The organism is Thermanaeromonas sp. DSM 22490 (assembly GCF_056378755.1).
In genome coordinates this window covers 43,968-64,999 of the sequence record NZ_JBJHHE010000013.1, presented here as the reverse complement: position 1 = coordinate 64,999, position 21,032 = coordinate 43,968, and the positions used below count along the sequence as shown (strand labels likewise).

Genomic DNA, 21,032 nt, shown 5'->3' with positions numbered 1-21,032 from the left:
AAGTGCTATAAGGAGTTGAGGATAAAGACATGAAACGGCTAATTACCCCGATCCTGGCAGTCATTATAGGGCTGGCCGTTGGCGCGGCCGTAATCTCCTTTATGGGTTTGGACCCGGTGGTGGCCTACCGCAATCTCTTCAAAGGAGCCCTGGGTTCTAAAAACGGCCTGGCAGAAACAGTAGTTAAGGCTACTCCGCTTATATTCACCGGCTTAAGCTTTGCCATCGCCAGAATGGGCGGCTTGCTAAACATTGGAGGGGAGGGCCAGCTCTATATTGGGGGCCTTACCAGTATAGTAGTAGCTATTTTCCTTAAAGGCCTTCCTCTGGTGGTTCATCTTCCCTTGGCGCTCCTGGCCGGCTTCCTAGGAGGAGGCCTGTGGGGGTTTATAGCGGGATGGCTGAAAGTACGCTTCGGGGCCAGCGAGATCATTTCTACCGTTATGTTGAATTATATTGCCCTGTATTTTATAAGCCTTATGGTCACCGGTCCCCTTATTGAGCCTCCGGGAAATTTTCCCCAGAGCCCGCCGGTGCAGCCTACGGCCCAATTGCCCATTATGTTAGGAGGAACCCGTCTGCACTTGGGTTTTGTGGTAGCTCTCCTCATGGTATTGTTCTATTACATCTTTCTCTGGCACACTACCTTGGGGTATGAGGCACGGGTAACCGGGTTAAACCCCCGGGCAGCCGGGTACGCGGGTATGAACGCCAAAAGAAATACTCTCCTTATTATGTTCCTGGCAGGGGGAATGGGAGGCCTGGCGGGGGCCAGCGAACTTTTGGGCGTGCAGCACCGTTTATTTCAGGCTTTCTCCCCGGGTTACGGCTTTGACGGCATTGCGGTGGCGCTGTTGGGATACAACACCCCCCTGGGGATTGTTCTGGCTTCTCTGTTGTTTGGCATGTTGCGGAGCGGCGGCAACATGATGCAGATGGTGGCCAAAGTGCCGGTGGCTATGGTCTATGTAATCCAGGCCGTAGTCATCATCTTCGTGGCTTGTGAGGAATTATTCCGGCGCTGGCAAAAGAACAAGGGGCAGTTCAGGTTGAACTTCCAGCAGTTGTTATCCAGACAAAGGGTAGAGGTGAGCAAGAGCAATGACTGACGTGTTGCGAGAAATAACCAATTTCCTGGCGGCTGATGTGCGCACCGCCGTTCCTCTGCTGCTAGCAGCCACAGGGCTTATTTTCAGCGAGCGCGCAGGCATAGTCAACATAGGTGCCGAAGGCATTATGCTTATAGGAGCCCTGGCGGGTGTGGTGGGCTCTTACTTCCTGGGCGAGGCGTGGTTGGGAGTGCTGGTAGCTGCTATGGCTGGAGGCCTTTTAGGACTTTTTTTCGCTTTCCTGGTGGTAACAGCCAGGGCCGACCAGGTGGTCATAGGAGCGGCCTTTAACATCCTGGGCCTAGGTTTGACCACTTCCCTGGCGCGGGTAATTTTTGGCGTCAACATTTCTCCGCCGCCCATAGATGCTTTTAAACCGGTACCTTTACCGGTTCTTTCCAAGATTCCTGTGCTGGGGGAAGTGCTCTTTTACCAGTCGGAGCTAACTTATCTGGCTCTTCTGCTGGTGCCCGTCACTTATTTCGTTCTTTTCAAAACCACCTTGGGATTGAAAATACGCTCAGTGGGTGAATACCCCCGGGCTGCTGATACCGTCGGAATAAATGTCTACCGTATTCGCTACGGCGCCTCTTTGGTCAGCGGGATATTTTGCGGCCTGGCCGGGTCGTATCTGTCTTTGAGCCTCTTGAATTTCTTTACCGAGAATATGACGGCGGGCAAGGGGTTTATAGCCCTGGCCACCGTTACCTTCGGCAAGTGGAATCCCTTCGGCGTACTGGCGGCGGCCATGATCTTCGGCGCGGGTGAAGCTCTCCAGTACAGGTTGCAAGCGACCGGAGCTAACATTCCTTATCAAATACTGCTCATGATCCCCTATATTTTGACTATAGCCGCTTTAGCCGGCTTTGTGGGCCGTGCAGTACCTCCTGCTTCCATAGGAAAGCCATATGTGAAAGAGTGAGGTGAAGCAGGTGTCCGTCAAACGTCTGGACGCCGTAGCCAAGGTCACCGGTAGGGCTAAATATGCGGCCGATCTCTCTTTTCCTCACATGGCCTGGATTAAGGTGGTGAGGAGCCCGGTTCCCCACGCACTCATAAAGGAAATCGACTGGTCTGAGGCGCGGGCCGTGGGAGGAGTACTGGGAGTTTTCACCGGCAAAGACTTTCCGGGAGAGGTAGCCCAGGAAAAAGAACGCCCGGTCCTGGCAGTGAACCGGGTGCGCTATGTGGGCGAAGGCGTAGCCATGGTGGCGGCTGAAACTGAAGAAATAGCTCGGCAAGCAGCCCGGAAGATCAGGGTGGAGTACGAAGCCCTGCCGGCGGTATTGGACCCGCTAGAGGCCATGCGGCCTGAGGCGCCGCAGGTGCATGGGGAAAGCAATATTATCTGCCATCATGTGGTAAGAAGGGGAAATATCGAAGAAGGTTTTGCCCAGGCAGACATTATCCTGGAGCGGACTTACCGCACTCACCGGGTACAAAACGCGGCCCTGGAGTTAGAAACGGCGGTGGCGGTACCGGAAGGGGACAATGTAGTGGTCTATTGTCCCTGCAAAAGCCCCTTTAACATCAGGCGCCTGGTGGCGGAAGCTTTAGCCCTGCCCCTTAACAGAGTCATTGTGCGCGAGACCACCATCGGGGGTTCCTTTGGCGGCAAGGACTACGACATGGGGGTGCTGGCCGCCAGGGCTGCGCTGGTGGCTATGCTCTTAAAGAGGCCGGTCAGGATAAGCCTTACCCGCGAGGAGTCAACTATAGAAGGCACCAAGCGCCACCCCTATGTGCTGACTTATAAAATCGGAACCAAAAAGGATGGCACCCTTTGCGCCCTTAAGGTTCACGCCGTGGCGGACGGAGGGGCCTACGTGTCCAAGACCCCGTTGGTTACCTGGCGGTCCGCCGTGGAGGCTACCGGTCCCTATAGGATTCCCCATGTACAGGTGGATGTTTACGGAGTATTTACCAATAATGTGTACTCCGATGCTTTGCGGGGCTTTGGCTCGCCGCAAGTAAACTTCGCGACGGAGCTCCTCATGGATGAACTGGCGGAAATCCTGGGTATGGACCCCCTGGAGTTAAGGTTGAAGAACGCCCTAAGGGAAGGGGATACGGGGCCCACGGGCCAGGTGATGCGGGACGTGAGCCTTATTGCCTGCCTTAACCGCGTGGCCGAGGCTTCCGGCTGGGAGGACAAGAGAAAGAATTACGGCCGAGAGAAGGGGTATAAGCGCAAAGGTATTGGCCTGGCGTGCAGCTTTCGCGGTTCGTGTTTAGGTGCCGGTGGAGAGGGCTTGGATGCTGCCGCTGCGGCGTTGCTTATTCACCGGGACGGGACGGCGGATCTTTCCTGCGGGATAGTGGAAGTTGGTCAGGGCTCGCGTACTGCCTTTGCCCGCATTGCATCGGAGATACTGGGCCTCCCGGTGGACAGGATAAATGTTAATGCCGTGGATACTTCCCGGGTCCCGGACAGCGGTCCTACCGTGGCCTCCAGGGGCACGGTGATAGGAGGGAATGCGGTCCTGAAAGCGGCAGAACAGGTACGCCGGGCCATGGCCGGAGTGGCTGCCGAGCTGTTGGAGTGTTCTCCCGAAGAAGTAGAATTTAAAGAAGGACGGGTCGCAACCCGGGACGGGAGCAGGGCCTTATCCTTTGAGACAGTGGCGGGGGAATGTTACCGACGGGGTGTAAGCCTTTACGGTTTCGGGTGGTACAAGGCGCCTGACGTATTTTGGGACAGGGAAAAGGGGCAGGGCGAAGCCTACTTTGCCTATGTGTACGCAGCCAGCATAGCAGAAGTAGAGGTAGATTTGGAGACGGGTAAAGTAGAGGTTTTACGCTACTATGCCGCCCATGATGTCGGAAAAGCCTTAAATAAGCTGGAAGTGGAAGGCCAGATCAGCGGCGGGGTTGCTATGGGCATCGGCTATGCCCTGCTGGAGGACCTGGGGCTCGCCGCGGGAGAGATCCGGAATATCAATTATGACCGGTATTTGCTGCCGACGGCCTTGGATACCGGCAGCATAATTCCGCTAGTAGTGGAAAAGCCGTGCCGGTTCGGCCCCCTGGGCGCCCGCGGCCTGGGCGAGCCAGCCACCCAGATCGTAGCGCCGGCCATAATTAATGCTGTATGCCACGCCATCGGGAGTAGGTTGTACGAGATACCCGCCTCCCTGGAAAAAGTGCTGAGCAAGGTAAGGGGCGACTGAAGCAGAGGCTTAAAGGGGGGATAACCTTGGCCAGGGTGCGAATCACCTTCAATATCAATGGCCGGGAATGGACGGGGGAAGTAGATCCTAATGCTACGCTTTTGGAAGTTATAAGAGGGGAACTGGGCCTGACGGGCACTAAATACGGCTGTGGCATAGGAGAGTGTGGGGCGTGCACGGTAATCATGAACGGTAAGGCAGTAAACTCCTGCCTCGTGCTGGCCCCCCAGGCCGATGGGGCCCGTATCGAGACGGTGGAAGGTCTAGTGAGAGAAGGGAAACTTCACCCCTTACAGGAGGCTTTTATAGAACATCATGCGGTCCAATGCGGCTACTGCACTCCCGGCATGCTTATGAGCGCTAAAGCCCTCCTGGAAGAAAACCCTGATCCCACGGAAGGAGAGATACGTACCAGCATTTCCGGCAATTTATGCCGGTGCACAGGATACGAGCCCATAGTAAAAGCCATTAAAGCGGCTGCCACCAAGCTTGATAAATCTTTTCCGGAAGAGTGAGGGAAGCATGGGCATTCTTATCAAAGACGGGTGGATTTTAACCCGGGACGGAGAGAAGGCGGAATTTAAGCGGGGATATGTCTGGATAGAGGGGAATCGCATTAAAGAAGTAAGGTCAGACGACGAGCGTCAGAAGGCGCTGGAACAACGATGTTCTCTAGTGATACACGCTCAAAATTGTGCTGTTCTACCGGGATTTATTAACGCCCATTCCCACCTCTTCCAGACCTTCATCCGGGGGCTCGGAGACGACAAACCCGTACTGGAATGGCTGAAGACAGCCGTGTGGCCATGGGCTACGCGTATGGTCGAAGAGGATTTTTATCTCGCAGCCCTGATCGGTTGCCTGGAAAACTTGAAGTGCGGTTCTACTACGGTAATAGATATGCATTATGTGCATACCACCAAGGCCAGTTCTGACATGGTGTTACAGGCTATGCGGGACGCGGGAATACGGGGATACCTGTGCCGCACCTCCGCAGATCAGAATTACCATCCGCCGCTGATGGAAGATAAAGAGACAGTGTTTAAAGAAATGGATCGGCTCCTGTTGAAGTGGCAGGGAGAGGCCGGAGACCGTCTAAGAGTGGCCCTGGGTTTGCTCAATCCCTGGGCCTGTTCGGCGGAGCTGGTGAGAACAGCTGTGGACTACGCCCGCAAAAACAAGATTTTCCTTCAGATTCATGTAGCAGAAAGCGAAGCAGTAGTACAGAGAACCCTAGAAAGATACGGCTTACGCAACGTGGATTGGCTAAAGCAGCAGGGCTGCCTGGGAGAAAACATACAGTACGTACATGGGGTATGGCTGGAGGACGACGAGCTGGAAGTGGTGGCCGGGAGCGGGGTGTCATTGGTCCATTGCCCGGTGGCCAACATGTACCTGGCCTCCGGTGCGGCTCGGGTTACCGACTGGCTTAAAAAGGGCATAAAGGTGGCGTTGGCCACCGATGGCCCGGGAAGCAATAACAGCCAGGATATGCTGGAGGTCCTCAAGTTCACGGCCTGTCTGCAAAAGCTCCGGGCCATGGATGCTGGAGCCATTGCTTGCGAGGATGTGCTGCGCATGGCAACAGAAGGCGGTGCCAGGGCTTTAGGTAGGGAGGATTTAGGAGTGTTGCGGGAAGGGGCCAAAGCCGACGTTATAACGGTCCGCCTGGACCGGTCCCACATCTGGCCTGTTCACCGCATAGAATCGGCTCTGGTATATAATGCCAATGGGGGTGATGTGGATACAGTCCTGGTGGACGGCAGGGTGGTGGTTATGCACGGTAGGTCTACGCTGGTGGATGAAGAGGAAGTTAGGGAGAGGGTTCAGCAAAGGCTAACAAAACTAAAGGAGGTCTTTTAGATGGTGAAGAAGTGGCTGGCTATTATCCTAGCGGTGATACTACTGGTCGCGGTGACAGGGTGCGGCGGTAAAGCCCCTGCCGGTGGTGGCAATGCGGAAAGCAAAGTAGAGAGCAAGAGTTCGGACAGCGGCAAGGCTCAGGAAGGCAAAAAGCAGCTTAAGATTGCCCTCCTGCTCCCCGGCCCCATCAACGATATGGGCTGGAACGCTTCGGCTTACGAAGGGTTAAAACAGGCAGAGAAGAAATATGGCGCTTCCGTAGCCTATGTAGAGAATGTAACCCAGTCGGATATGGAAGAGAATTTCAGGGGCTTTGCCTTGCAAGGGTATGACGTAATCATAGGCCATGGGTTCCAATTCGGCGATGCGGCCAAAAAAGTAGCTCCCCAGTTCCCCAACAGCAAGTTTGTAGTAACCAGCAGCAATATATCCCAGCCGCCCAACGTAGCTTCGGTAAATATAGATAACGAAATGCAGGGATTTGTAATGGGCGCCATAGCCGCGCTTATGAGCAAATCAAAGGTGGTAGGAGCTATAGGAGGGGAACAGATACCGCCCATAGTGGGTTCAATCCAGGGGTTTGAAAAGGGAGCCAAGTACATCGATCCTAACATAAAAGTGCTCACCGCTTACACCGGCAATTTTAACGATGTCAATAAAGCTAAAGAAACGGCCTTGGCCATGATAGCCCAGGGCGCCGATATTATAATGGCCAATGCCAATCAGGCCGGGCTGGGTTCCATCCAGGCCTGCCAGGAGAAAAAGATCCTAGCCATAGGCAGCAATATGGATCAGAATCCCATAGCCCCGGACACAGTGCTGGTCAGCGTCATAAAAAGCGTACCGGTTCTTATTTCCTACGTGGTGGAACTTATCTATAACAACAAGTTTGAACCCAAGTTTTACAACTTAGGGGTAAAAGAAGGCGCCGTTTATCTCTCGCCGTGGCACGGATTTGAGAATAAGGTTCCCCAAGAAGTTAAAGACAGGATCGCTAGAATTATGAAAGATTTGGAGGAAGGCAAATTAGATATCAGACAGTACAAGTAAGAAGGGCGGGTAATGGAGGTATGCCTTGTTTTGCGGCTAGCCTGTCTTGGCTTTCGCGCCCTCAGGGGCCAAGACCGCCTCCAAGAAGCAAATAACCTGGAACGGGGCCGGACCCTCCCGGGTCTTGGCCCCACAAGGCTGGCTTAAATAAAGAATGGGCAGGAGGAAGTTAGAGAATGGCGGTTGTTCTGGGCGGCTTCCTCATCCCTTCGGTTACTCGGGGGGCCCTGCGGGAATGGGGGATACGCATAAAGGATGGAGAGGTCCTGGAAGTAAGGCCTAACGATGAACTCTTACAAAACCTGGGTAGGGAACAGGTATACGATTTTCGCGACTGCCTTATAATCCCCGGCTTTATAAATGGGCATATGCATATGTACGGAGTCCTTTCCCACGGCATTGAGGTCCCTGTGACACTTACGGGCTTCAAGAGCTTCTTGGACGATTTCTGGTGGCCCCTGATCGAAAACCGGCTGGACCACGAGATGATCGCGGCTTCTACTGCCTGGGCCTGTCTGGAAATGCTGCGTTCCGGCATTACCACCTTTTGCGATATCCTGGAAGCGCCTTATGCTCTGCCCGGAGCCCTGCTGATAGAGAAGGAAGTGGTGGAAAAGGCGGGACTGAGAGGGATCCTCTCCTTTGAGGCTTGCGAGCGCGTAAGTACAGAAAATGGCCAGTTGGGGTTGGAAGAGAACGCGCGCCTAATAAGGGAGGGTTCCGGAGAACTTGTGGGAGGGCTGGTAAGCGTTCATACCACTTTTACTTGTTCTCCCCAATTCCTTAAAAAGGCCGATAACCTGGCCCAAGACTTGGGGGCTATGCTGCACATGCACCTTTCGGAGAGCAGCTATGAACCCCGGTACTGCTTAGAGACATACGGCAAGCGGCCGGTAGAAGTGTATAGGGATCTTGGAATTTTAGGACCTCATGTGCTGGCCTCCCAGGGAGTAGACTTAAGTCCGGCAGAAATTGAGCTTTTAAGTCTATATAAGGTCAAGCTGGTGCACATGCCCCTTTCCAACTGCGAGGTAGGGGGCGGAATTGCTCCTGTTCCCCAGCTCCTGGACCGCGGGGTAATGGTGGGCTTGGGAACCGACGGTTATATAAATAACTTTTTTGAAGTCATGCGGGGAGCCTTCCTTTTGCATAAAGCAGCCCAAAAAAACCCGGCGGTAATGCCGGCACGGACGGTTCTGGCCATGGCCACGGAAGTAGGTGCCAGGGCGCTGGGAAGGCCGGACCTCGGACGCTTGGAACCCGGCTGTAAAGCCGACCTGGTAGCCGTCTCTTCTGATACTCCCACACCGGTAAATGAAAAGAATATTTTCGACCAGATCGTTCTTTATCGCAATCCGGAAAACATCAGAGCAGTAATGGTGGGAGGCCGGCTGGTAGTAGCCGAGGGCCGGGTACTGTCCTTAACCCAGGATAAAGTCAAGGAGGACTTAAAGAAGGCTACCCACAAGTTGTGGAGAGAGACGAGAACGGAGGTGTAAACAGGCATATGGCAGTTATCAGTCGACCTCTACCCCGCGTGGATGCCTATGAAAAAGTTACCGGCCGGGCTAAATATGCGGCAGACCTCTATTTTCCCCAGATGCTTTACGGAAAGGTCCTGCGCAGCCCTTATGCCCATGCCCGGATTATAAAAATTGACGTGTCCATGGCGCAGGCCCTCCCCGGAGTTCAGTGTGTTATAACCGCTGCGGACCTGCCGTCAGCCCGGTCATGGTTCACCTATCTTTTTCTGGCCGAAGATCGCGTAAGGTATACCGGCGATGCTGTAGCCATGGTAGCTGCTGAAGATCCCGATATTGCTGAAGAAGCCATAAAGGCCATAGAAGTAGTGTATGAGCCCTTGCCGGGGGTTTTTACCATAGAAGAAGCTTTGCAACCGGGGGCTCCTCAGGTGCAGGATTACGCGCCGGGAAATATCGTGCAGAACTCTCACTGGCCTGTACGCAAGGGCAATGTGGAAGAGGGGTTTGCCCAGAGCGATGTAATAATCGAACGGGAATACCGCACGCCCTATATAGAGCATGCCTACCTCGAGCCGGAAGCGGCGGTGGTGGTACCCGATCCGGTGGACGGCTCCATTACCGTTTACGCTTCGGTACAAAATCCCTACATGACTAGGCGCTACGTAGCTGCGGCTTTAGGCACTTCCCTGGGGAAGGTACGCGTTATCCAGCAGACCTTAGGTGGCTCCTTTGGGGGCAAAGAAGAGGTAATGGGTTTGATGTGCGGTAGGGCGGCTATTATGGCGGTGAAAACCGGTAGACCTGTGAAGATTGTAAATACGCGGGAGGAATCCTTTATTGAGAGCGCCAAGCGACATCCCTTCCGCTTGCGCTATAAAATCGGCGCTAAAAAAGACGGGAAGATAATGGCTTTTGAAGCCGAGTTAGTGGATGAAGGCGGAGCTTACAATTCCCAGGCCCAGTTCATGAACTGGCGGGCCTGTGTCCATGCCGCCGGCTGTTATGAGATACCCCATGTGAAGGTAGATGTCTATGCCGTGCATACCAACAATGTATACGGCGGAGCCATGCGGGGCTATAGCTCTCCCCAGGTGATTTTTGGACAGGAGTCCTTGATGGATGAGCTGGCAGATGCTTTAGGCATGGATCCGGTGGAATTGCGGCGTAAGAACGCCCTGCGGTTCGGCTCGGTGACCATCACAGGTCAGAAATTGGATGATCAGCTGGTTACCCTCCTAGAGGTAATGGATAGGGTCCTTAAAGAGTCGGGTTATTACCGCAAACGGTCGGAGTACGCCCAGGAGAGGCAAAGGAGCGGGTACAAGCGCAAAGGTATAGGCTTGGCCATAAGCTACCGCGGCTGCGGCCTGGGAGCCGAAACCGCCGACGCTACGGGCGGATTGGTTTCGGTGCAGGATGACGGCAGTGTTATCATCCGTTCCGGGCTTACGGATAACGGACAGGGAATGTCTACTTCCCATGCCCAGATAGTGGCTGAGGAATTAGGTATACCCTTAAGCAATATAGTGTACCAGCGAGTGGATACTTCTACCATGCCGGATGGCGGAATGACTGTGGCTTCCCGGGGGACCTATACAGGAGGACGGGCTATGCTCCTGGCAGCCCGCAAGGTAAAGGAGATAATCTTTAAAGGGGCGGCTGAGATGCTGGGCTGCCTGCCGGAGGAACTGGCGAGCGAAGAAGGAATGATCTACTGCCGTGCTAACCCCGAGAAGAAAGTGGCCTTTAAGGAAGCGGTGGGTTACTGCCTCTCCCGCGGTGAAACTTTGACCCAACTGGGCTGGGTGAAACCTCCGGAACTCCCCTGGGATCGTCCTACCGGGCAGGGAAGGGCTTTTCCTACGTATACCTATAACTGTGTAGTAGCTGAGGTGGAAGTGGATACCGAGACAGGTCAGGTAGAGGTTTTAAGGGTTACTTCCGGACATGACGTGGGACGGCCCATTAACCCGGCCCTGGCAGCCGGGCAAGTTTACGGTGGCATTGCCATGGGTATGGGTATGGCCTTAATGGAAGAAGTGGAAATAGATAAAGGCTTAATCTTAAATCCCAATTTTGATTCCTACTTTATACCCACAGCCCTGGATATGCCGGAAATGAAGCCCCTGTTCCTGGAGAGCGAGGATCCGGTAGGCCCGTTTAATGCCAAAAGCCTGGGCGAGCCGGCTACGGAATGTGTGGCTGCCGCCATAATAAACGCCATTGCCGATGCCACGGGTAGGCGGGTCCGCAGTCTACCTGCGAACTTAGAAAAAGTCCTATTAGGCAAGGCCCTAAAAAGGACGTAGGAGGTGTGGCCATGCATAAGTTCGATTACGTAAAGGCCCGTTCGGTAGAAGATGCTTTGCGCCTGCTTTCCCAGGGGGGAGAAACAGCGTGTGCACTGGCGGGAGGGACTGATCTCCTGGTAGCTTTCCGGGGAGAAAGCCAGCGCATACGAAATATAAAGTTAGTGGTAGATATAAGCCACCTGGAAGAGCTATCTTACATCTGTGAGAGCAATGGGACTATCGCTCTGGGCGCCTTGGCTACCCACGCTGAGATCGCTGCCTCTTCGGTTATTAGAGAAGGCGCCCCCTTTTTGGCCGAGGCTTGCGGCCAGGTGGGATCGCCCCAGATCCGCAACAGGGGTACAGTAGGGGGGAATATATGCAATGCCTCACCTGCAGCCGATACGTTGCCGGTTTTAATAGCCCTGGAAGCAGAGGTTACCATAAGGAGCCTGGCGGGAGAGCGAAGGTTACCCCTGGCTGAGTTCATTACAGGACCGTATAAAACCGCCCTTAAACCCGGGGAGATGGTTACGGAGATCAATTTTGTGAGGCTCGCTCCGGGAACAGGCAGCTGCTTTATAAAGCTCGGTCGGCGCAAGGCTATGAGCATAGCCAGGTTAAGTGTGGCCGTACTGTTAAAGAGAGGTGAAGGTGGTTTGGTGGAAGAAGTTCACATTGTTCCGGGGGCAGTTCTGCCGGTTCCGGCCAGGGTGACTGCGGCCGAAGAAGTTATACGGGGGAAGAGGTTGACCAGGGAACTGGCTATTGAGGCGGGGCAGAAACTGGCCGAGGAAATGGTGCGCATTACCGGGCCGAGGTGGTCAACTCCGTACAAAATGCCGGCCATAGCTTCCCTTACTAGAAGAGCCATTCTCAGAGCCGGGGGGCTGGATGATGTCTTTACTGGAGCTCAAGCTTAGGGTTAACGGCAAGGAATACGGCGTAAAAGTAAAACCCCATAAGCGATTAATAGATGTGTTGCGCGAAGAATTGCATTTAACCGGGACTAAGGAAGGCTGTGGCATAGGAGAATGCGGGGCCTGTACAGTTATCATGGACGGCAAAGCGGTCAATGCCTGCCTGGTCCTCGCGGCTTCGGCCGAAGGCAAGGAAATATATACCATTGAAGGGCTGGAGCAAAATGGGAGGCTTCACCCGCTGCAGGAGGCCTTCATCCGGTATAATGCCCTGCAGTGCGGCTTCTGCACGCCAGGGATGATTATGAGCGCCAAAGCTTTGCTGGACCATAACCCTAATCCTTCACGAAAGGAGATAAAGGAAGCAATTTCCGGTAACTTGTGCCGGTGCACAGGTTATCAGCAGATTATTGAGGCCATTGAGGAGGTGAGTAAATTAGGGGACAAAGGGGGTGGTGGATCGGTTTATGATCCGGAGTTATGAGCCTATAGTGTTCCAAAACTCTCTAAAAAACTTAAAATCAGCGAGGGAGGTAAAGCGTTATGAAGAGGCTACTAGCCATTTTGACAGCTCTGCTCCTGCTTTTGGGTGTGACAGCCTGTGGAGGAGGTCAAAAGCAAGAAAGCAAGCCTCAAAATCAAAACCAACAAAGCCAGCCTAAGGACCAAAAATCCGAGAAAAAATTAAAAGTGGCTTTGCTGTTGCCCGGTCCCATTAATGATATGGGTTGGAACGCCTCGGCATATGAAGGACTAAAAGAAGCTGAGAAGCACTACGGTATCGAAGGTGTTTACCGGGAGAGGGTTTCTCAGTCGGAACAGGAGGAAGCTTTCAGAGCTTTTGCTTCCCAGGGATTTGATGTAATCATCGGGCATGGATTTGAATTCGGGGATGCGGCCAAAAAAGTAGCTAAAGACTTTCCAAACGTGAAGTTCGTGGTTACCAGCAGCACCATTAGTCAGCCCCCTAACCTGGCTTCTCTGCAAGTCATGAATATAGAAGCGGGTTTCCTGGGAGGCTACCTGGCCGGCCTGATCACTAAGAAGAATATAGTTGCCTATATAGGCGGGATGGATATACCTCCTATAAGGAACGCTATGGTAGGCTTTGAGATAGGTGCCAAGATGGCCAATCCCAACGTAAAGGTTCTGGCTACCATGACGGGCAGCTTTGAAGATGTGGCCAAGGCCAAGGAGCAGGCCCGGGCCTTCATCGAGCAGGGAGCAGACGTGGTCTTGGGCAACGCCGACCAGGCTGGTCTGGGCGTGATCCAGGCGGCAGTAGAGAAGGGCGTTACGGCCATAGGTTACGACCACGACCAGAGTACCGTGGCTCCGGACACCATAGCGGGGACTAGTATCCAGAGTTACCCCATTGCCATTGATTACCTGATCAAAATCATAAAGGACGGCAAGTTTGAGCCCAAGTTCTACGGTATGGGTGTGAATGAGGGAGCCACAGGCATCATATGGAATGCCAAATACGAGAGCAAGCTGCCACCGGGAGTCAAGGATAAGGTAAAACAAGTGATAGAAGATCTGAAGACCAAGAAAATAGACTTGGAAAAACTGGCTAAGGAGAAGGAACAGAAGAAATAAGGGCGGCCTGGGGGCTCCATGAAGGAGCTCCCCCTTGCTCCTTATTCCGGGGGTGAAAGGAATGGAGCGCATTCAACTTAAAATTAACGGCCGGCTGTACGCGATTGAGGTAAAGCCGAATTGGACGCTCCTTAAGGTGCTCCGGGAGGTACTGGGATTGACAGGCACCAAGTGTGGGTGCGCCAGCGGCGATTGCGGGGCGTGTAAGGTGCTGGTGGACGGCGAGGCGGTAAAAGCCTGCGGTCTGCTAGCTCGGAAGGCCCAGGGCAAGGAGATCGTTACCATAGAAGGTCTAAGCCAGGGCGGGGAGCTTCATCCACTGCAGCGAGCTTTTATAGAAACGGGCGCCGTGCAGTGCGGGTTCTGTACCCCCGGAATGATAATCGCGGCTAAAGCTCTACTGGACAAGAATCCTAATCCATCCAGAGAAGAGATATGCGACGCCTTACAAGACAACCTGTGCCGGTGCACAGGTTACGTCAAGATAATCGAGGCCGTGGAATTGGCCGCTACCTGGCTTAGAGGGGAAAAGGTAGCGGGCTATAGTAACGGAGCGGCCAGTGGCCAGGTAGTAGGGAAGGGGCGGCCCTTGCGCGAGGCTGTAGATAAAGTGACTGGACGCACGGTGTATGTGGCGGACATGCGCCTTCCCGGGATGCTCTATGGACGGGTGCTTTTCAGCCCGGTGGCCCACGCCAGGATAAAGAAAATTGATGCGAGCAAGGCGGAGGCGCTGCCGGGGGTAAGGGCGGTAGTGACCTACAAGGATTCCCCGCGCGTCCCCTATAATAGCGCCCTGCGCTTTAAGGGGCACGATATCCCCCACGATGAGTACATTTTCGACGATACAGTAAGGTATGTGGGAGACCGGGTGGCTGCAGTGGCGGCCGACGACCCGGAGACGGCGGAGAAAGCCCTGAGGCTCATAGAAGTAGAGTATGAAGCACTGCCAGCAGTGTTTGATCCGGAGGAAGCCTTAAAGCCGGGGGCGCCGTCGGTTCACGCAGGCGGCAACTTAATTAAAAGGCTGGAGGCGGCTGCCGGGGACGTGGAGAAGGCCCTGGCCGGGGCGGACCATGTGTTCACTGACCGCATAAAATTGCCCATGGTGACTCATGTGGCCCTGGAACCCCACGCCAGCCTGGCCCACTTCGACCGGGCAGCCGGCAAGCTCACTGTCTGGTCTGCCAATCAAAATATCTTTGCAACCCGGGTTATCCTCTCGGAGGTTTTCGGGCTCCCCTTAAACAAGGTGCGGGTTATCAAACCCCCGGTAGGCGGGGCCTTCGGGGGCAAGCTGGAGGCCATTTTGGAACCGGTGGCGGCACTACTGTCCCTTAAAAGCGGCAGGCCGGTACTGGTGGAAATGAAGCGCAGGGATATCATGGTATCCACCCGGACGCGGCACTCCGCCATCTACTACTTGAAAACCGGAGTAAGGGAAGACGGTACCATAGTGGGCCAGGATATAACAGCCTATTTCAATACCGGGGCCTACGCCAGCAGCGCCCTGAACGTGCCCAGCGCCATGATAGATAAGGCCTTCCGCCTTTACCGCATTCCTAATTTGCGGGTAACCGTCTATCCGGTCTATACCAATTGCCCGGTGGCCGGCGCCATGCGCGGTTACGGTTCTCCTCAGCTAATGGCCGCGAGAGAGACCCACCTGGACAAAGTGGCTAGAAAACTGGGGTTGGACCCTGTGGAATTCCGCAGGAGGAACCTGGTAAAGCCAGGAGATATAAATCCCCGTTTCGGCACTTCGCTAGGCAACTGCCGCGTCCTGGATTGTTTGGAGAAGGGAGCGGAGAGGTTTAGATGGGAAGCGAAGAGCCAGCTGCCCAAGGGTGAAGGACGTTTTCGCCGGGGCATTGGCGTGGCCGCAGGCAATCACGGTAACGGCACCTTTGGGGTGCACGTGGACATGACCACGGTAGTTTTGAAGATGAATGAAGACGGCACGGTGACCATGTTCACCGGTACGCAGGATTTGGGCCAAGGTAGCACCACCATGATGTGTATGGTAGTGGCCGAGGTATTAGGCCTATCGCCCGACCAGATCGAGGTCGTGGAAGCGGATACCGAGCTCACGCCGTGGGATCTGGGTACTTACGCCAGCCGAGGGGTATGGGTGAGCGGCAATGCGGCGTTAAAAGCCGCTCAGAGTATACGCCGGCAACTGCTGGAAGTAGCGGCTCCCATGCTGGGGGTAAAGGAGGAGGACCTGGAGCTGGGGGGCGGGTTCGCTTACTGCCGCCATTCCCCGGATAAGAAAGTTCCCTTAAAAGATATAGTAGTAGCGGCTCAACTAAGCAAAGAGGGCGGACGGGAAATCAAAGCCTATGAGAGCTTCGCCTCGGTAGCCGGTCCTAACTCTTACGGGGTACACTTTGCCGAAGTAGAAGTGGACACGGAAACAGGGGAAGTAAAAGTTTTAAATTACGTGGCCGTCCACGACGTAGGCCGGGCCATTAATCCCTTGCTGGTAGAAGGCCAGATAGAGGGCGGTATCCAGATGGGCCTGGGCTACGGGCTTACCGAAGAGCTTATCCTGGACAAGAGCAGCGGCAAAGTAATCAACGCTTCCCTTAAAGGGTACAGACTCTTCCGGGCCAAGGACATGCCCCGGATAGAGGTGATGCTGGTGGAAGAGGGGGAGCCGCCCGGCCCCTTCGGGGCCAAGAGTATCGGTGAGGCAGCGACCGTACCGGTGGCCCCGGCGGTAGTCAATGCTGTAGCTGACGCCTTGGGCCTGGAGTTTGACGAGCTGCCGGTCAGCCCGGAGCGCATACTAGCTAAATTGCAGCAGGCAGCTAAGAAATAGCCATGGGAAGGAGTGGGAAATTTATGCCTGTAATACTCGGCATAAGCGGGAGCCCAAGGAAAGGGGCCACAGAATACGCGGTACAGGTGGCTCTGGAAGCCGCCGGCCAGTTTCCGGGTATTACTACTCGCTACTGGAGTGTTAGGGGTAAGAAGATCAGTTTTTGCACCCATTGTGACAGGTGCATCCGGGAAAAGACCATGTGTCACGTACAGGACGATATAAAAGAGCTGGAAGAATTGGTCCTAGAAGCTGATGGGTTTATTATAGGCTCGCCCGTTTACGACATGAATATCACGGCCCAACTGGCCGCCTGCTTTAACCGCCTGCGTCCCATATTCCTGGTGCACCCGGGAAAACTCCGCAACAAAGTGGGAGGAGCCATAGCCCTGGGCGGCACCAGGCATGGCGGCCAGGAGACAGCCCTCCAGGCCATCATCAATTTCTACCTCATGCATGAGATCCTGGTATGCGGCGGTATAGGCGGTTGCTATACGGGAGGAACCGTCTGGACCAAAGACGGCAAAGCCCAGGGAGCAGCCGAAGACGAAGTAGGCATGGCCACGGTGAAGGGATTGGGGAGAGCCATAGGAGAGGCTACCCTGGTAACCTCTATGGGCCGCAAACTTTGGGAGGAGAAAAAGCTAGAGCTGGGAGTCCTAGAAGCCGGTCCCGTAAGAGATCATGCCATCTAAAACGAGGGAGAAACGCGAGGGGAGCTCCTGCGCTTTCTTCTCGAGGGAAGGTTTATTTTCACAAAATAGAAGTATTTACGAAGAGCGATTTCGAAATAGCTGGAGCAAAAGCGGAGTGGAAGTGGAGAGGAAGCGGAGAGGGTCTTCGGAAATAGCGAAATAGATCTGGCGTAAAACAAGGTAGCCCAAGATGTCGTGGGATCTGAACACAGCGGGGCTCCTGGCCGGAGGAATCTTAAGGCCGTCTACCGGGTAAGCGGTAGTACGGCTTTTTTGTAGATTTTGTTTGTATCTTACAGCAGGTTCAAATAAAATTAAAGTAACAGTAGTTAAAGGCTGACGAAGGAGGTATAGACAAATTTGGCACTAAAGCAGAGGCAGAATAGAGCGAACAACCAAATGCCCAAATGCCCAAGGAGAAATAGAGGTGATGCCCTATATGCCTAGTTATGGTTTTAAGGAGATAGCCGAACTTAAGGCCTACCTTAAGAAAAAACGCGAAAACCGCGAACAAGAGCTGGCCAAAAGAAAGGAGGATGCTCTGGCTGCTGCCCGCCGCGCTGCTGAAGTTATTCACAGGTATGGCCTGCGCCATGTATGGCTGTTCGGTTCCCTGACTGGTGATGGCACCTTTAGCGAGCACTCCGATATCGACTTGGCTATAGATAAAGTTCCTCCAAAAATAGATTTCTGGCGTCTATATTCTGATGTACTGGCTGCAGCTCAACCCTTTAATGTGGATCTGGTAATTCTGGAGTCTGCGAGCCCAGAATTAACAAAAAACATCTACAGAAGGGCCATCCCCATATAGGCCCCGCCGGGTTCAATACCGGCCCCAATTTACGGTGGCGTCTCTCCAGTTTTGATCCCAAGCGGGCCTACTCTGCAAAAAGTGGGGATAACTCAGCAATCTACGACATTTGTACACCATAGCTACCGGCCCCGGGCTGGCCCAGGCCGAGGCGGCCAAAAACGTAATCCTTGTGCAGCTGGCCAACGCCGAAATAACCAGCCCCCTCACCGGGATCGTGACCAACCGCTACATACATCCAGGAGAAGTGGACGTGCTCCAGGACAGGATGGCCGTAAACGTACAACCTTAGCCCTGCTTGGCCCGCTCTCTCTGGATAGCTTCAGATATCCAGGATCGAATAAGCGTTTGATAAGGAATATCCTTCTTACGCGCGATCTCTTTGGCTGCTTCTATCTGAGATATCCGGAGGCGTAAGGTTACCCGTTTGGTTTTCAATTTTGCAGCAAGTTCTGGGGCCAGTTCTAACGGCTCTTCTTCTGGCTGAAGCAAGCCTTTTTCCATAGCTTCACCAAAGCTATAGTTGTCCCAGAACTTCCGCTCCTCTTCTTCACTAGCGAACTCCGGTATCCTGTCACCTTTAAATTCTGGCCCTTTTTCGCGCCATAGCAGTCATTTCCCTTAAATAATCTGTGGGAACTCGTAAACAGGCACGCGCATCACCCGCTTTTCCGCAGGCGGGGCCTCGCGCATAGCGTCAAGAACGCGACAAACTTCGGCCTCGAAATACCTCTCGCCACAATCCTCGCATACCCAAGCTGGCACGCCTTCCACTAGCGTTAGCTGGTCGCCCCACCAGTTCTCTGCGGTGACCAGGCGGTGAGCTGTTTTCCCGCCACAAAGGTAACAACGAGTCACCATATCGTTTCACCTCCTCGTTTTCTCGTTCACCCATTTCGGGGGCTTAGGCTCGTAGACGGTTACAATGAGCAATGTCCCCGAAGGGTCGAAGGCGCAGACAGCGTGCAGCGGCCTCCCATCTTCAGTATAGCCCAAAATAAGGGCGCTGGGCCCCCGTGGGTCGTCAGGGTAATTCTCCAGTATTTCCCCATTAGCCAGAGCACAAACGAGTTCTTCATCCCTAATTCTACGCTGCCCCGCTCTTGCCCTTGCATGGGCAGTCATAGCCCATCTCTCCTCTTTTACGCATTGGCGTATTCGATCCAACACCTACGCCTATTGCCCTCCCCCATGTAAGAACTTCTCACGCCCATGAGCGAGGCCCATTAGGTTTGTTCCCCGTCAAGCACATAAACGAGCAAATCGCCAGGTTGGTAATTTAGGGCCTTGCAAAGGCGATTAAGCGTTTCCATTTTTACAGTAGCAACTCCAATCAATTTACCACCACTTTCCGCGCGATTGTGTTTCTGTAAACGATCTTACCGTAAGCCAAGGTAAAAATCTACGGGTAGGGGCAATGCCATTTACCCCAAAATTTACTGCAAAAAAGCATTGACAATGCCCATTATGCCTGGCGCATCCCCAGTTTTGATTCCAGGCCTGCTTGGCTTGCGTTCGCTCCGGAGACCTTCGCGGGCCAAACTAGCGCTTGGCTCAAGGCTCCGGCAGGCTTCCCGGCAAATTCGGCTTCCTGCCTCAGTTGCCGGCCGCAGGTTTCTCATGCCCTCGGGCCTGCCTCCGCCTTTCGCCCAGCTTAAGTTTGGCTAACCGCTCAGGTTTAGTCGCTCGCTTCCAAGCCCAAGCAGGCCTGCCCTGCAAAAAGTGGGAAGAGCTGAGCAAAAAATCCCCTTGCGCAGCGAAGCCTTGGGGTTTAAGCTTGGGGTGGAGGGATAAACACTGGAGGGATAAACATGAGTCAGGAAACGGCCTGCCCCCGGGGATACATAGACGCCCACATACACGTATGGGAATTCGCCCTCTTCAACCACTTCGCCGACCTGGAAAAATGCTCCAACCTGGAGGAACTGGTGGAAACCCTGAGGTCTTGTCCGGTGGAAGGGTGGGCCATAGGTGTGCGCTTTAACCAGGAAAGGCTGGCCGAAAGAATTATCCCCCAGCGGGCCTTCCTGGACCGGGCTTTCGGCTCAACGCCGGTGGTAATAGTCCGGACCTGCCTGCACCTGGCCGCAGCCAACACGGCCGCTATGCAGAAGCTGGGATTGTTTGCAGAAAATGGGCTCTTCTACGAGGGGGAGGTATTTAAACTCCTCAAGACCATGGTAGCCGGGCTCAACCTGGCTTCGAAGGAAGTCCTCTCCCAAGGGTTAAAAGAGCTTAAGAAGCTGGGGATAGTTAGAGCCATCGATATGGGGATGGACCGCCACAAACGCCGCCTCTTTGAAGGCCTGGATCAGGAGGTTCAGGTGGATTTCTACACGGTGGACTTCGGGCTGCTGGATGAAGCCCTGGGGTTTAAGGTCTTCCTGGACGGAGGCTTGGGGGCTCGCACCGCGGCCTTGACCGAGGAATATGCCGACGATCCCGGCAACTACGGCCTGCTAAATTATAGCGATGAAGCCCTCCTTTCCCTGGTGAAAAGGGTACACCGCCAGGGCAAACCTATAGCCGCCCACGCCATCGGTGACCGGGCGGTGGACCAATTCTTGCGGATTATAAAACAAACCCGCCACCCCCTGGACCGCCTGGAACACGTGCAGTACGCCCGGGAAGAGCAGCTGGAAGCCCTGGCGGAGCTCGAGATCCCTGTCTGTATACAGCCCATCTTTTCCCGAGAAATATCCTGGGCCAGATACAGATTGGGCCCGGAGCGGATGAAAACAGCTTATGCCTGGGGACTCATGAAGGATAAAGGCATTCGCCTGCTGGCCGGTTCCGACGCCCCGGTGGAACGCGTCGACCCCCGAGAGGCGGCCGCCACGGTCGCCTGCCTGGAGGGCAGGCACCACCTAGGCTTCGAGGAGGTTCTGGACCTCTTCGCGCGGGCTAACTGGGAGTTTTACGGCGGCCAGCTTTAATGGCGGTTTCTCAGCCTTAGGAGCTAAAAAGAAAACCATGTGTTAGCTGCCCTGAGTTCACGGGCAAAAGTGGAGATAACTCAGATCATTAAGTCCTTGAAGGGTCTAAAGGATTATCGCTTATAATAAAGTTGTGCAATAAAGTGTTTTCCATTTAAACCTCACTCCTCCCTTGAGTAATTTCATCCCACTTGGAGTGAGGTTCTTCTTTTTTTGCTATTCTCCTGCCAAAGCCCGCTTGGATTTTGCACTAAGGAAGGGGAATTGGAAAAATTGGAGT

The 21,032-nt window shown here is 54.2% G+C and carries 20 protein-coding genes; 16 read left to right on the top strand and 4 right to left on the bottom strand.

The annotated features are described in order from the left end of the window. The first annotated feature begins 29 nt into the window (after nt 1-29). The 15 genes from AC1BI1_RS09730 (at nt 30) to AC1BI1_RS09660 (ending at nt 18,108) form a co-directional block, all read left to right on the top strand. Nucleotides 30-1,109, top strand: a complete 1,080-nt coding sequence (locus AC1BI1_RS09730) for an ABC transporter permease (RefSeq protein ID WP_476717092.1) — start codon at nt 30-32, stop codon at nt 1,107-1,109. Continuing rightward, nucleotides 1,102-2,031 (top strand): ABC transporter permease, encoded by a 930-nt coding sequence (locus AC1BI1_RS09725; protein WP_476717091.1) that lies wholly within the window; start codon nt 1,102-1,104, stop codon nt 2,029-2,031. Before AC1BI1_RS09730 ends, AC1BI1_RS09725 begins: the two co-directional genes overlap by 8 nt. 10 nt (nt 2,032-2,041) lie before the next feature. Next, complete coding sequence (locus tag AC1BI1_RS09720; protein ID WP_476717090.1) at nt 2,042-4,279, top strand: xanthine dehydrogenase family protein molybdopterin-binding subunit; 2,238 nt, start codon at nt 2,042-2,044, stop codon at nt 4,277-4,279. A gap of 26 nt (nt 4,280-4,305) precedes the next feature. After that, a complete protein-coding gene (locus AC1BI1_RS09715; RefSeq protein WP_476717089.1) occupies nt 4,306-4,794 on the top strand; it encodes a (2Fe-2S)-binding protein in 489 nt (162 codons plus the stop codon). A 7-nt stretch (nt 4,795-4,801) separates the two neighbouring features. After that, nucleotides 4,802-6,142: an amidohydrolase family protein gene (locus tag AC1BI1_RS09710; RefSeq protein WP_476717088.1), complete on the top strand. Its 1,341-nt coding sequence runs from the start codon at nt 4,802-4,804 to the stop codon at nt 6,140-6,142. Beyond that, a complete protein-coding gene (locus AC1BI1_RS09705; RefSeq protein WP_476717087.1) occupies nt 6,143-7,192 on the top strand; it encodes a BMP family protein in 1,050 nt (349 codons plus the stop codon). 176 nt (nt 7,193-7,368) lie between these two features. Further along, the gene (locus tag AC1BI1_RS09700) at nt 7,369-8,691 is read left to right on the top strand and encodes an amidohydrolase family protein (RefSeq protein WP_476717086.1); all 1,323 of its coding nucleotides are present in this window, start codon (nt 7,369-7,371) and stop codon (nt 8,689-8,691) included. 8 nt (nt 8,692-8,699) lie between these two features. Next, nucleotides 8,700-10,985: a xanthine dehydrogenase family protein molybdopterin-binding subunit gene (locus tag AC1BI1_RS09695; RefSeq protein WP_476717085.1), complete on the top strand. Its 2,286-nt coding sequence runs from the start codon at nt 8,700-8,702 to the stop codon at nt 10,983-10,985. A gap of 11 nt (nt 10,986-10,996) precedes the next feature. After that, the gene (locus tag AC1BI1_RS09690; protein WP_476717084.1) at nt 10,997-11,890 is read left to right on the top strand and encodes an FAD binding domain-containing protein; all 894 of its coding nucleotides are present in this window, start codon (nt 10,997-10,999) and stop codon (nt 11,888-11,890) included. Next, nucleotides 11,865-12,371 (top strand): (2Fe-2S)-binding protein, encoded by a 507-nt coding sequence (locus tag AC1BI1_RS09685; protein WP_476717083.1) that lies wholly within the window; start codon nt 11,865-11,867, stop codon nt 12,369-12,371. Before AC1BI1_RS09690 ends, AC1BI1_RS09685 begins: the two co-directional genes overlap by 26 nt. Nucleotides 12,372-12,430: 59 nt before the next feature. After that, the gene (locus AC1BI1_RS09680) at nt 12,431-13,486 is read left to right on the top strand and encodes a BMP family protein (RefSeq protein WP_476717082.1); all 1,056 of its coding nucleotides are present in this window, start codon (nt 12,431-12,433) and stop codon (nt 13,484-13,486) included. Between the two features lie 61 nt (nt 13,487-13,547). Then, the gene (locus tag AC1BI1_RS09675; protein WP_476717081.1) at nt 13,548-16,310 is read left to right on the top strand and encodes a molybdopterin-dependent oxidoreductase; all 2,763 of its coding nucleotides are present in this window, start codon (nt 13,548-13,550) and stop codon (nt 16,308-16,310) included. 23 nt (nt 16,311-16,333) lie between these two features. Then, nucleotides 16,334-17,005, top strand: a complete 672-nt coding sequence (locus AC1BI1_RS09670; protein WP_476717080.1) for a flavodoxin family protein — start codon at nt 16,334-16,336, stop codon at nt 17,003-17,005. 430 nt (nt 17,006-17,435) lie between these two features. Next, a complete protein-coding gene (locus AC1BI1_RS09665; protein WP_476717121.1) occupies nt 17,436-17,816 on the top strand; it encodes a nucleotidyltransferase family protein in 381 nt (126 codons plus the stop codon). A 109-nt stretch (nt 17,817-17,925) separates the two neighbouring features. Further along, nucleotides 17,926-18,108, top strand: coding sequence for a hypothetical protein (locus AC1BI1_RS09660; protein WP_476717079.1), 183 nt, complete (start codon nt 17,926-17,928; stop codon nt 18,106-18,108). Here the strand turns inward: AC1BI1_RS09660 and AC1BI1_RS09655 are convergent. The 4 genes from AC1BI1_RS09655 to AC1BI1_RS09640 are packed head-to-tail and all read right to left on the bottom strand — an operon-like array spanning nt 18,105 to nt 19,153. After that, a complete protein-coding gene (locus AC1BI1_RS09655; protein WP_476717120.1) occupies nt 18,105-18,386 on the bottom strand; it encodes a CopG family antitoxin in 282 nt (93 codons plus the stop codon). The two genes, AC1BI1_RS09660 and AC1BI1_RS09655, sit on opposite strands and share 4 nt — an antisense overlap. A gap of 51 nt (nt 18,387-18,437) precedes the next feature. After that, the gene (locus AC1BI1_RS09650; RefSeq protein WP_476717078.1) at nt 18,438-18,677 is read right to left on the bottom strand and encodes a type II toxin-antitoxin system MqsA family antitoxin; all 240 of its coding nucleotides are present in this window, start codon (nt 18,675-18,677) and stop codon (nt 18,438-18,440) included. Nucleotides 18,678-18,683: 6 nt separating this feature from the next. Further along, nucleotides 18,684-18,986, bottom strand: coding sequence for a DUF4258 domain-containing protein (locus AC1BI1_RS09645; protein ID WP_476717077.1), 303 nt, complete (start codon nt 18,984-18,986; stop codon nt 18,684-18,686). A 56-nt stretch (nt 18,987-19,042) separates the two neighbouring features. Continuing rightward, complete coding sequence (locus AC1BI1_RS09640; protein WP_476717076.1) at nt 19,043-19,153, bottom strand: helix-turn-helix domain-containing protein; 111 nt, start codon at nt 19,151-19,153, stop codon at nt 19,043-19,045. A gap of 474 nt (nt 19,154-19,627) precedes the next feature. Here AC1BI1_RS09640 and AC1BI1_RS09635 point away from each other — a divergent pair, with 474 nt between their 5' ends. Continuing rightward, nucleotides 19,628-20,752: an amidohydrolase gene (locus AC1BI1_RS09635; RefSeq protein ID WP_476717075.1), complete on the top strand. Its 1,125-nt coding sequence runs from the start codon at nt 19,628-19,630 to the stop codon at nt 20,750-20,752. Nucleotides 20,753-21,032 lie beyond the last annotated feature (280 nt).

Bases quoted from the DNA above. Each gene is read 5' to 3' on its own strand.
- AC1BI1_RS09730 (WP_476717092.1), top strand. From the start codon at position 30: ATGAAACGGCTAATTACCCCGATCCTGGCAGTCATTATAGGGCTGGCC.
- AC1BI1_RS09725 (WP_476717091.1), top strand. From the start codon at position 1,102: ATGACTGACGTGTTGCGAGAAATAACCAATTTCCTGGCGGCTGATGTG.
- AC1BI1_RS09710 (WP_476717088.1), top strand. From the start codon at position 4,802: ATGGGCATTCTTATCAAAGACGGGTGGATTTTAACCCGGGACGGAGAG.
- AC1BI1_RS09705 (WP_476717087.1), top strand. From the start codon at position 6,143: ATGGTGAAGAAGTGGCTGGCTATTATCCTAGCGGTGATACTACTGGTC.
- AC1BI1_RS09700 (WP_476717086.1), top strand. From the start codon at position 7,369: ATGGCGGTTGTTCTGGGCGGCTTCCTCATCCCTTCGGTTACTCGGGGG.
- AC1BI1_RS09695 (WP_476717085.1), top strand. From the start codon at position 8,700: ATGGCAGTTATCAGTCGACCTCTACCCCGCGTGGATGCCTATGAAAAA.
- AC1BI1_RS09690 (WP_476717084.1), top strand. From the start codon at position 10,997: ATGCATAAGTTCGATTACGTAAAGGCCCGTTCGGTAGAAGATGCTTTG.
- AC1BI1_RS09685 (WP_476717083.1), top strand. From the start codon at position 11,865: ATGTCTTTACTGGAGCTCAAGCTTAGGGTTAACGGCAAGGAATACGGC.
- AC1BI1_RS09680 (WP_476717082.1), top strand. From the start codon at position 12,431: ATGAAGAGGCTACTAGCCATTTTGACAGCTCTGCTCCTGCTTTTGGGT.
- AC1BI1_RS09675 (WP_476717081.1), top strand. From the start codon at position 13,548: ATGGAGCGCATTCAACTTAAAATTAACGGCCGGCTGTACGCGATTGAG.
- AC1BI1_RS09670 (WP_476717080.1), top strand. From the start codon at position 16,334: ATGCCTGTAATACTCGGCATAAGCGGGAGCCCAAGGAAAGGGGCCACA.
- AC1BI1_RS09665 (WP_476717121.1), top strand. From the start codon at position 17,436: ATGCCCTATATGCCTAGTTATGGTTTTAAGGAGATAGCCGAACTTAAG.
- AC1BI1_RS09650 (WP_476717078.1), bottom strand. From the start codon at position 18,677: ATGGTGACTCGTTGTTACCTTTGTGGCGGGAAAACAGCTCACCGCCTG.
- AC1BI1_RS09635 (WP_476717075.1), top strand. From the start codon at position 19,628: ATGAGTCAGGAAACGGCCTGCCCCCGGGGATACATAGACGCCCACATA.